A 10,304-nucleotide genomic window follows, 5' to 3' on the forward strand; every position below is an offset into this window, starting at 1 on the left:
GCAACATATTCGTCTTGAGGCCAAAGACCAAGAGAGCCTCAGATGCGGCGCCCCGGCCGGGTTTTTCTTGTTTTGCCGGCTGTGCTAAACGAGCCGATCTTTTCACCTGGCGCCCTTCCTCATGACCAATCCCTTCGAGATCGCGCTGCTTCAGGAGATTCCGACGCCTTCTACCTTCGACGAGCGCTGCTACCTCGCGGCCAATCGGGATGTCGCCGAGGCGGTCGCGGCAGGGCGGCTCGCGTCAGGCAGGGCGCATTTCAAGAAGTTTGGGGCGGTGGAGGGGCGACGGCAGTTCGCCAAGCAGGATGAGCTCGTCACCTGCGAGAATTTCGATGAGGCGCGCTATCTCGACAGCAATCCGGACGTCGCGCGAGCGTTCGAGCGCGGCGAGTTCCCCTCCGCCAGGGCGCATTTCGAGCAATTCGGCTTTCGGGAGAGCCGGCGCCAGCGACGCGCGAGCCAGGTGCCCGCAATCCGCGCAAGAAAGCTCGACGCCTTGCGCCCGCTTCTCCTCGACCCGGAAAAGCGGCTCGAGGAAAGCGGCAAATATTGCTTCCTGGACGAAGCGACGCGCGCGCGCGATAGCCTCGATGATGAGATTCCGATCAGCGAGAACAGCTACGACCAGGAAACGGTCGAGCTGATCGAAAGCTGCAGAGACGGGTTGGTTCTCGATGTCGGCGCCGGCTTCCGGCCGACCTATTACAGCAATGTCGTCAATCTGGAGATCGCAGACTATCCCACGACCGACGTCATTGGCGCCGCTGACAGCCTCCCGTTCAAGGACGATTCATTCGACGGCGTTATCTCGATCGCCGTCCTCGAGCATGTCAAAGACCCGTTTCGTTGTGCGCGTGAAATCGCGCGGGTCTTGAAGCCCGGCGGATGGCTGAAGTGCTGCGTGCCCTTTTTGCAGCCGCTGCACGGCTTTCCGCATCATTATTTCAATATGACGCATGAGGGCCTGCGCACATTGTTCGAGCCTTATCTCACTATCGAGCGGCAGGAAGTAAATCCCGCGACGCATCCGGTCTGGGCGATCGCATGGCAACTTCGATCCTGGGCGGAGGGCCTGCCGCCAAAAGCCCGCAAATCCTTCCTGCGCCAGCGTGTGGGCGATCTCATCGCCTACCCCGGCCCCATGCTTGAGCAAGCCTGGGCGAAAGAGCTGCCGGTGGAAAAGCAGTTCGAGCTCGCCGCAGCCACGATTCTCCTCGCGCGCAAGCCGCAGGCGCCAATGTCGATTGGACAAGAGCCGCAATGAGCCATGCAAGCCTTTTCGTCCATCAGGGAAACGATGGATGGCTATTCCTCGTCGGCGGCTCCAATTTCGTCTCGACTCTTTACGAGCGTGATTCAGGACATTTGCCGGATCGGGCGCTAGCGCGCTGGCGGGATCTCATCGTCGAGCGCAAAAAGCGGTGCGACGCCCTCGGCGCCAAATTCGCCCATCTCGTCGTGCCCGAGAAGCTGACGATCTATTCCCACAAAACAGCCGAGCCGCTGGTCGACGCCGACCTCGCGCCCTCGCTCAGGCTGGCTCAGCTCTTCGAGCGAGACCCCGCCGCTTATGGTTACGTCGACTTGGTCCCGCTCATGCGCACGCATCGCGACGATGTGGATCTCTATTGGCGCACGGACACGCATTGGACGCCGCTCGGCTGTCTTCTCGGCTATGAAATTCTGTGCGACGCGCTTGGATTGGAGCGCAATGACGATCTCGCCGCGCGCCCTTTCATCGAGGATGTCCGGCTGCTCGATCTGGGCTCCAAACTCGAGCCGCCCGTCTATGAGACCATCCGCGAAGCCACATGGCGGCAAGATGCGACGCGCGTCTATGATAATGCCGTCGTGCGGCTCCTGGAAGCGCATGAATATGGCGGCGAAATCCATGTCGGATGCCATGCGGTCTTCAAAAACCCGCGCGCCAGGAACAAGTGCAAGCTCTTGCTGTTCGGCGACTCTTTTGCGGGCGTCAGCCCCTATTTTCTGACCGCCGCCCTCGCCGAGACTGTCTCCGAGCTGGAATTCGTCTGGTCGGCGAATGTCGATTGGGCGCTCGTCAAGCGGTCAAAGCCCGATTTCGTCGTTACGGAGACTGCGGAACGCTATATGGCGATCCCGGCAAACGACCGCTTCAACTTGCGCAGGACTGAAATACGTCAGGTTCTACTTGGCCGCCGCAGGCGCTTCGAAGCTTGGCTCAGGGACTGGCGCGAAAAGCGGCGTCAACCTTCGAGCAAATCGACATAGGCGTTTTTGACCTTGTCCCACTGACGCGCATCCGCGACCAGATTGGCAAGCTCGACGCCGCGACGGGTGAGCTTGCGGAAAATCCAGGCGTCGTCGCGAAAGGCGCCTGGCGCATCGATGAATTCCGCCTCGCGAAGCATTTCGAGCGCGTCGACCACCTCTCCTCGGGTGCGATCCAAGCGGCGCGCGATCTCCTCCAGCGGCAACACAAAAGCTTCTGGCGGCGAAAGCTGTCTTCCTTCGAGATCGAGCAGCAGCAACCGCATCAAATCGACGTCGCGCGCCATTCCTCCGTCTTTCTCTTTCGTTTGGCGTCGCCAATGAAAAACGGAATCGAACGCGAGCGCAAGCCTTTCGTCGCCCCGCTAAGGGCTTCGAATTGGGGTTGATGAGCGGACGTGTTCCAGCGTCATGGCCGCGCTTGTCGCGGCCATCCACGCCGCGCCGACGCTGAAAGGCTTAAGAACATGAGCGGGAGCGACGCCGCTTCTTCTCCCCGCATGTCGTAATGTCCCGGCGTGGATGCCCGCGACAAGCGCGGGCATGACGCGGCTGCGTAGAGGGTTTGTTAATGGATTTCGACGCCCTGTCGCTGCGCTACGGGCGCCAGGATCGTATCCCGAGCGCGCGTGACAGCACATAGAAGATCGGGGTGAAGAGAAGACCGAAGATCGTCACGCCAAGCATGCCGCTGAACACCGCGACGCCGAGCGACTGGCGCATTTCGGCGCCGGCGCCATGCGACACGGCGAGCGGCAGCACGCCCAAAATGAAGGCCAGCGACGTCATCAGGATCGGACGCAGGCGCGTGCGGGCGGCCTCGATCGCCGCCGTAAACCGATCCTTGCCCTCATTTTCGCCCTGCCGGGCGAATTCCACGATGAGAATGGCGTTCTTCGCCGCAAGGCCGATCAGCACCACGAGGCCGATCTCGACGAGAATATTGCGGTCGAGCCCGCGCGCCGCGACCCCGCTCATGGCGGCGAGAATGCACATGGGCACGATCAGAATGACCGCGAGCGGCAGCACCACGCTCTCGTAAAGCGCGGCGAGCAACAGGAAGACGAAGACGACGGCAAGCCCGAAGGCGAGGATCGCAGTATTGCCGGCGAGCTTCTCCTGCAGGGCGATCTCGGTCCATTGGAAGCCGAAGCCCTGTGGCAGCGATTTGCTCGCCAGCCCCTCGATCATGGCGATGCCCTGCCCCGAAGACACGCCATGCTGGAGATTAACCTGCACCTCGGCGGCCGGGTAAAGATTATAGCGCGGCACGCGGAAGGGGCCGGTCGTATCGTTGAAGCTCGCCAGGGCGCCGAGCGGCGTCATCTCGCCGGTGGCGCTACGGGTTTTGAGCTCCGAGAGATCACGCAGCGTCAGGCGATGCGGATTGTCGGCCTGCGCCATGACGCGGTAGGTGCGGCCGAGAATATTGAAGTCGTTGACGAAGACCGAGCCGAGATAGATCGACATGGTTTCGAACACGCGCGTGATCGGCACGCCGATCATCTCCGCCTTGGTGCGGTCGACGTCGGCGAAAATCTGCGGCGTGCGCGTATTGAACAGCGTGAAGGCCTGAGCGACGCCCGGCGTATGCATCGCCGGTCCGGCAAGCGACCAAGCGGCGCCTTCCAGAGCCGGAAGCCCCATGCCGCCGCGATCCTGCACATAGCCCTTGATGCCACCACCCGTGCCAATACCCGGCACCGCCGGCGGCTCCAGCACGAAAACAAAGGCGTCCTTGATCGGCGCGAGCGCGGCGCGGATGTCGTCGCGAATGCCGGGCGCCGTGAGGCCGGCCCGGTGGCGCTCCTCGAAGGATTTCAGCGTGACGAAAATAACACCGGCATTCGGCGCATTGGTGAAAGTCGCGCCGTCGAAGCCGGTGAAGACGACGCTCGACGCGACGCCCGGCCGTGACAGGATAATGTCCGTCGCCTGCCGCATCACAGAGTCGGTGCGGTCGAGCGCGGCGCCGGGCGGCAATTGGAATGCGGCGATGAGATAGCCGCGATCGAGCGTCGGCACGAGGCCCGTCGGCGTGCGCCACAACAGCCCCGCCGCAATGGCGATCAACAGACCATAGACCACAAGCGAGGCGAGCCCGACCCGCACCAGCCGCGCCGTCAAGGCGCCATAGCGCGCCGACATGGCGTCGAAAAGGCGATTGAAGCGCGCGAAAAACGCCTCGAGCGGATGGCGCAGAAACTCGAAGCGCCCCGCGTGTTTGTGCTCCTCGCCATGCGGTTTGAGAAGAATGGCCGCGAGCGCGGGCGAGAGCGTCAGCGACACAAAGGCCGAAATCAGCGTCGCGGAAGCGATGGTGATGGCGAATTGCTTATAGAAGGCGCCCTGCAGCCCCGTGATATAGGCGACCGGGATGAAGACGGCGCAGAGCACGAGCGCGATGGCGATGAGCGCGCCGCCCACCTCGTCCATCGTTTTATGAGCGGCCTCTTTCGGCGTCATCCCCTGCGCCAGATAGCGCTCGACATTCTCGACGACGACAATGGCGTCGTCGACCACAATGCCGATCGCCAGCACAAGGCCGAAGAGCGACAGCGTATTGAAGGTGAGCCCGACGAGTTTCATCACCGCGAAACTGCCGACAAGCGAGATCGGAATCGCCACGACCGGAATGATCGCGGCGCGCCATGTCTGCAGAAAAAGGATCACGACCAGGACGACGAGGATAATCGCTTCGCCGAGCGTGCGAACGACTTCGTCGACCGACTGCTGAATGAACTCGGTCGGATTATAGACGATGGAATAATCGAGACCGGCGGGGAACTGCTTCTTCGCCTGTACCATGGCCTCCTCCACCGCGGCGGAGGTGGCGAGGGCATTGGACCCCGGCTTCTGGAAGATGGCGATGGCGGTCGCCGCGTCGCGATCGAGATAGGCGTTGACCGTGTAATCCTGCGCGCCAATCTCCACCCGCGCCACGTCGCGCAGCCGCACCTGGCCGTCGGCGTCGGCGCGCAACACCACGTCAGCGAATTGCGCCGGATCGGAAAGCCGGCCGAGCGTGCGCACGGAAAGCTGGAAGGCGCCGGGAGACGCCGCCGGCGGCTGGTTGATCGCGCCTGCCGCCACCTGGAGATTGGCGGCGCGCAAGGCGGCGACCACTTCGCCCGCCGTCATGCCGCGCGCGGCCACCTTATCCGGATCGAGCCAGACGCGCATCGAATAGTCGCGGGCGCCGAAGACGCGCACATCGCCGACGCCCTCCAAGCGCGCCAGCTCGTCGCGCACATAGAGCGTCGCGTAATTGGAAATATATTGCTGACTGCGCGAAGCATCGGGCGAGCGCAGATGCACGACCATCATCAGATCGGGCGACGCCTTCTTCACGACGACGCCGAAGCGCTGCACTTCCTCGGGCAGGCGCGGCGTCGCGATCGCCACGCGATTCTGCACCAGCACCTGGGCCAGATCGATATTGACGCCGGTCTTGAAAACGACATTGATCGTGAGCAGGCCATCGCCTGTCGATTGCGAGACGATATAAAGCATATCGTCGACGCCATTGACCTCTTGCTCGATGGGCGAGGCGACCGTCTGCGCGATGACTTCCGCCGAGGCGCCAGGATAAGTCGCAGTGATCATCACCGTCGGCGGCGCAATGTCGGGATATTCGGACACCGGCAGCGCGCGCTGGGCGATAAGGCCCGCGATGGTGAGCAAAACCGAGATGACGGCGGCGAAAATCGGCCGTTCGATGAAGAAATGCGGAAAACGCATGCGCCCCTAGCCTATTTAACGGAGGGCGCAATCGCGCCTTCGGTTGGCGCGACGGTCGCGCCGGGCCGCACCATGGGATTGGCGAGGCCGGCGGTGATGACAAGATCATTGGGATCGAGGCCGGACAGCACGACTCGCAATCCCTTATGAAGCGGCCCAAGCGTCACGGGCTTCGCCGCCACCTTGCGATCCGGCGTGACGACCAGCACGATCTTATTCGTCTGATCCGAGGCGATGGCGGCGTCGGGGACGAGCAGCCCCGCAAAATCCCCGCCATTGACGCGCACGCGGCCGAAAGCGCCGGGCGTCAAAAACAAGTCCTTATTGTCGAGAACGGCGCGGGCGCGGATCGTGCCGGAATGCACGTTGAGCTGGTTGTCCATGAAGTCGATCGCGCCCGAGCGCTTCCAATCGACCTCATCGGCAAGGCGCACGAAAGCGGGGATCTTCCCTGTCTTCTCTCGGCCCGTCCCGGCCCGGGCGTAGTGCAGATAATCCGATTCAGACACGTCGAACTCGAAGTGGATGGGATCGAGGGCGACAAGCGTCGTCAGGAGCGTCATCCCGGCCTGCACGAGATTGCCCACGTCTATGCGGCGGTCGGAGACGCGGCCGGCGATCGGCGCACGCACCTGGGTCCATTCCAGATTGAGTTCCGCGTTGCGCAAAGACGCTTCGGCGCCCGCCAACTGCGCGCGCGCCGAGTCCGACCCGCCGCGGCGCTGGTCCATATCGCGTTTCGTGATCGTCCCGCCGCCGACGAGGCTCTCGCCGCGCGCCGCATCCTTGGAGAGCATAGAGGTTTGCGCCTGCATGCGGACGACGTCGGCGCGGGCGCTGTCGACGGCGATCTGATAGGGGCGCGGGTCGATGGTGAAAAGCAGATCCCCCGCCTTCACGATCTGGCCGTCGGTGAAATGGATTTTCTCGACGGCCCCGGAGACGCGCGGGCGCACCTCCACGCGCTGAACCGGGACAAAACGGCCGGTATATTCATCGAAACGCGGCACGGTCTCAGCGAGCGGATGCGCAACCGTAACGGGCGGCGCCGCTGGCGCCCCGTCCTGCGCGCCGGCGCCAAACCTCAACGCCACGACGGCGATCACGGCAATAAGGCCCAGCGACACCCCAGCGAGGCGGCGATAAGCGCGCGGGCGCATCCAATCCATGTCATGTCTCTGTCAAAAAAAGCGCTTGATGCTGCGGCGCCGAAAGTAAATCAGACGGCCGCCCGCGTCCACCGGGCGGGCAGCAAGGGCGTCGAAGACCACGAAACTCGGAATTAGCGTGGAATTAGAATATTTTCGCGAACGTGCTGCGACTTACGCGCAGTCTGTCTGCTCAGGTTTAAGCCAAAGTTTGTTTTTGGTCTGTATGTGATGTCCGCGCTTGCGCCGAATGGAGAAGCGCTTTTCACTTCGATTCGTCGATTGTGCGAACGACGCTGGCGCGCGTATTTTTTGGAGGAAACGCATGAATAAGCTGATTTTCGGGCTCGCCATGGCGGCGATGTTGGCGCCTGCGGCTGTGCAGGCGCAAGTCAAGTTGGATATGACCAAGATTACCTGCGGCGAATTGCTGGCGATGCCGGCGGAGGACCAAAGCGACTTCGCAGCCTTTATGAGCGGGTGGTTCGCGCAAAAGAGCGGCCGCACCTTTATCGATGTCAGTCTTTTTCTAAAGAACGCCGCGAGCGTGACCGACTGGTGCGCCTCCAACAAGTCCGAGTCCGTCATGGCGGGCCTGCAGCGCGCTTTCGACAAGAAATAACGACAAGGGATGGCCACACAAATGATCCGCAAGCTCATTCTTGCTGGCGCCGCGAGCGCCTTCGCTTTCGTCGCCCCGGCCTCTGCTCAGGTTACGATCGATATGTCGGAAATCACTTGCAAGGATTTCCGTGGTTATGACGCCGGCACGCAGGACTTCATCGGAAATTGGATGCGCGGTTACTTCAGCGCGAAGAACAATATTACCGTCATCGACTCGCGCTACGTCAAGCGGAACACCGCCAAGATTTCGCGCTACTGCAAGAAGCTCCCGAAATCTTCGCTGATGGACGCCGTTCTGAAGAACGCCCGTTAAACCCCTACGGCCCGGCCGATGGCTGGGCCCTTTCGCCGCGGCCGAGGGCGACTCCCGCGCCTTGGCCGCCGCTTGCCGTTCATCGGCTTGCGGCTATTTGTTAGCTCCTCTGGATTTTCCGGGATTTATCTGGATGACGGCATCGCTTCGGGGCAAAACGCTTTTCATCACAGGCGCCAGCCGCGGCATCGGTCTCGCGATCGCCAAAAAGGCCGCCCGCGACGGCGCCAATATCGCGATCGCTGCAAAAAGCGTGGCCGAAAATCCGAAAATTCCCGGCACGATCTACACGGCCGCCGCTGAAATCGAGGCGGAGGGGGGCAAGGCTCTGCCCCTGCCCTGCGACATACGTTTCGACGATCAGGTGGCGGCCGCCGTCTCCAGAACGGTCGAGACCTTCGGCGGTCTCGATATTCTCATCAACAACGCCAGCGCCATCGACCTGCGCGGCATCGACCTCCTCGACATGAAGCGCTTCGATCTGATGCACCAGATCAATGCGCGCGGCGCGTATCTTTGCGCCAAATTCGCGCTGCCGCATCTGCGCAAGGCCGAGAATCCGCACATATTGACGCTCTCGCCGCCGCTCGATTTGAACCCGAAATGGTTCGCCCCCAACCTCGCCTATACGATGGCGAAATATGGCATGAGCCTCGTCACCCTCGGCCTAGCGAAGGAGCTTGCGCGCGATGGCGTCGCGGTGAATTCGCTTTGGCCCGAGACGGCGATCGCCACCGCCGCCGTCGGCAATCTTTTGGGGGGCGAAGAGATCATCCGCCGCTCGCGCAAGCCCGAGATTGTCGCCGATGCGGCGCATGCCGTGCTGACCCGCCCGTCGCGCGCATGCACGGGGAATTTCTTTATCGACGTTCGCGTGCTCGCCGAGGAAGGCGTGACGGATTTCTCGCCTTATGCGGTCGATCCCGCCTATGAGGCGGTGCTCGACTTTTTTCTGGACGAGCCGATCAGCCCGCGTGTCCAGAAGTCGGCCTTCCACGGCGGGAAATAGTCAGGCCAGCCCCCGCGCGCCGATCACGATCGTATAAAGGCCGACGAGCGCCACGAGGCCGCTCGAGAGATAGGGCGCGCGCGCCGCGAGCCCTTCGAGCGCCGGAAAGCGCGAGACCGCATGGCGGACCCCAATCGCCGCCGCAACGCCCACCAGAACGAGCGTGAGCGCCAGGCCGATGCTGAACGCCAGCACGAGCGCCGCGCCAAGAGTAAAGCGGCCGGCCTGCAGACAGAGCAGAAGGACGGTGATCGAGGCGGGACAGGGGATGAGTCCGCCAGTGAGCCCGAAAAGGATGATCTGCCCCGTGGTCGCCTGACGATTGGCGAAACGGCGCTCGATCTCGAGCGCATGCTCCCGCTCATGTGCGTCGGCGTAAACGGTCGAATCGACGGATAGAAGCTCGTTTTCGAACTCCTGTTCTTCGACGCTCGTGGCGAGCGCGGCTCCTGCGCCATGCGGGTGGTGATGATGGTGATCGTCGCCATGCTCGTGGGTGTGATGATCGTGCCCGTGGTGGTCGCCGAGGCCGTGATCATGTCCGTGATGGGCATGGATGTGATCGACATCGGCATGGGCGGGCGCCGGCGAAGCGGTCGTGTTTCGCCACATGCGCCACGTCATCCAGACGGCGACGGTCAGGATCATCAAGCCCGAAACGATCTGCAGATAAGGCTCGTTGGCCTCGACGTTTATCTGAGCCCCGAGGGACATCCCGATCAAAGCGACGAGCCACATGATCGCGGAATGGGAGATTGTCGCGGCAAGCCCTAGAAGCGCCGCCTGTCCCACTGTGCCGCGCACCGCGACGATAAAGGCCGCCATCATCGTCTTCGAATGACCCGGCTCCAGCCCATGCAAGGCGCCGAGCACGATGGCGGTCGGGATGAAGATCCAGGCGTTGCCGGCGCTGGCGTCGAAGAAAGGGGAAAGATTGGACACGTCCGCGCGGCTCCTCGCGTGGCGCGGTCGATCGGCGGCCAGGAAGGCTCGCCGTTCCTCGCGGCCATATGGCCGCCGGGAATGCGCCTGTTGGCCTTATCTAAAGGTTGCGCATTGCCCAAACAAGCGGCGGTCCGCGCCGGTCGGTCGCCCGCTTAGAGCTGGAGTGGTCCCCCCCAAAACGCGACCGGCCGGACTTTCGTCCGGCCGGCGCATTTAGTCAGGCTACCGAGTTTCGCTTAGGGCATGTCGCCGGCGACGAACTTCGGAA

General features: G+C 62.8%; 9 protein-coding genes. 5 read left to right on the forward strand and 4 right to left on the reverse strand.

Annotated elements, in window-relative coordinates; genetic code table 11:
• Window positions 1-121: 121 nt before the first annotated feature.
• Window positions 122-1,267, forward strand: a complete 1,146-nt coding sequence (locus JJT62_RS12505) for a class I SAM-dependent methyltransferase (RefSeq protein ID WP_202073086.1) — start codon at window positions 122-124, stop codon at window positions 1,265-1,267.
• Window positions 1,264-2,256, forward strand: coding sequence for a hypothetical protein (locus tag JJT62_RS12510; RefSeq protein WP_202073087.1), 993 nt, complete (start codon window positions 1,264-1,266; stop codon window positions 2,254-2,256). The genes JJT62_RS12505 and JJT62_RS12510 overlap by 4 nt, the downstream gene beginning before the upstream one ends.
• Here the strand turns inward: JJT62_RS12510 and JJT62_RS12515 are convergent.
• From JJT62_RS12515 to JJT62_RS12525, 3 genes are all read right to left on the reverse strand, one after another.
• Window positions 2,232-2,543: a DUF2513 domain-containing protein gene (locus JJT62_RS12515; protein WP_202073088.1), complete on the reverse strand. Its 312-nt coding sequence runs from the start codon at window positions 2,541-2,543 to the stop codon at window positions 2,232-2,234. The two genes, JJT62_RS12510 and JJT62_RS12515, sit on opposite strands and share 25 nt — an antisense overlap.
• Window positions 2,544-2,853: 310 nt before the next feature.
• A complete protein-coding gene (locus JJT62_RS12520) occupies window positions 2,854-5,997 on the reverse strand; it encodes an efflux RND transporter permease subunit (RefSeq protein ID WP_202073089.1) in 3,144 nt (1,047 codons plus the stop codon).
• 11 nt (window positions 5,998-6,008) lie between these two features.
• Window positions 6,009-7,166, reverse strand: coding sequence for an efflux RND transporter periplasmic adaptor subunit (locus tag JJT62_RS12525; RefSeq protein ID WP_202073090.1), 1,158 nt, complete (start codon window positions 7,164-7,166; stop codon window positions 6,009-6,011).
• 304 nt (window positions 7,167-7,470) lie between these two features.
• On the opposite strand from JJT62_RS12525, the gene JJT62_RS12530 reads away from it, so the two are divergent.
• From JJT62_RS12530 to JJT62_RS12540, 3 genes are all read left to right on the forward strand, one after another.
• Window positions 7,471-7,767, forward strand: a complete 297-nt coding sequence (locus JJT62_RS12530; RefSeq protein ID WP_202073091.1) for an HdeA/HdeB family chaperone — start codon at window positions 7,471-7,473, stop codon at window positions 7,765-7,767.
• Window positions 7,768-7,788: 21 nt separating this feature from the next.
• Window positions 7,789-8,082 carry an HdeA/HdeB family chaperone gene (locus JJT62_RS12535; RefSeq protein WP_202073092.1) on the forward strand — a complete coding sequence of 98 codons (294 nt, stop codon included), beginning with the start codon at window positions 7,789-7,791 and terminating at the stop codon, window positions 8,080-8,082.
• A gap of 133 nt (window positions 8,083-8,215) precedes the next feature.
• Entirely contained in the window at window positions 8,216-9,091 is an 876-nt protein-coding gene (locus tag JJT62_RS12540) for an NAD(P)-dependent oxidoreductase (RefSeq protein ID WP_202073093.1), read from the forward strand.
• Here JJT62_RS12540 and JJT62_RS12545 read toward each other — a convergent pair whose 3' ends face one another.
• Window positions 9,092-10,033: a nickel/cobalt efflux transporter gene (locus JJT62_RS12545; protein ID WP_202073094.1), complete on the reverse strand. Its 942-nt coding sequence runs from the start codon at window positions 10,031-10,033 to the stop codon at window positions 9,092-9,094.
• Window positions 10,034-10,304: the final 271 nt, after the last annotated feature.

Source organism: Methylocystis sp. Sn-Cys, assembly GCF_016745395.1.
In the GTDB taxonomy this organism is placed as follows: Bacteria; Pseudomonadota; Alphaproteobacteria; order Rhizobiales; family Beijerinckiaceae; genus Methylocystis; species Methylocystis iwaonis.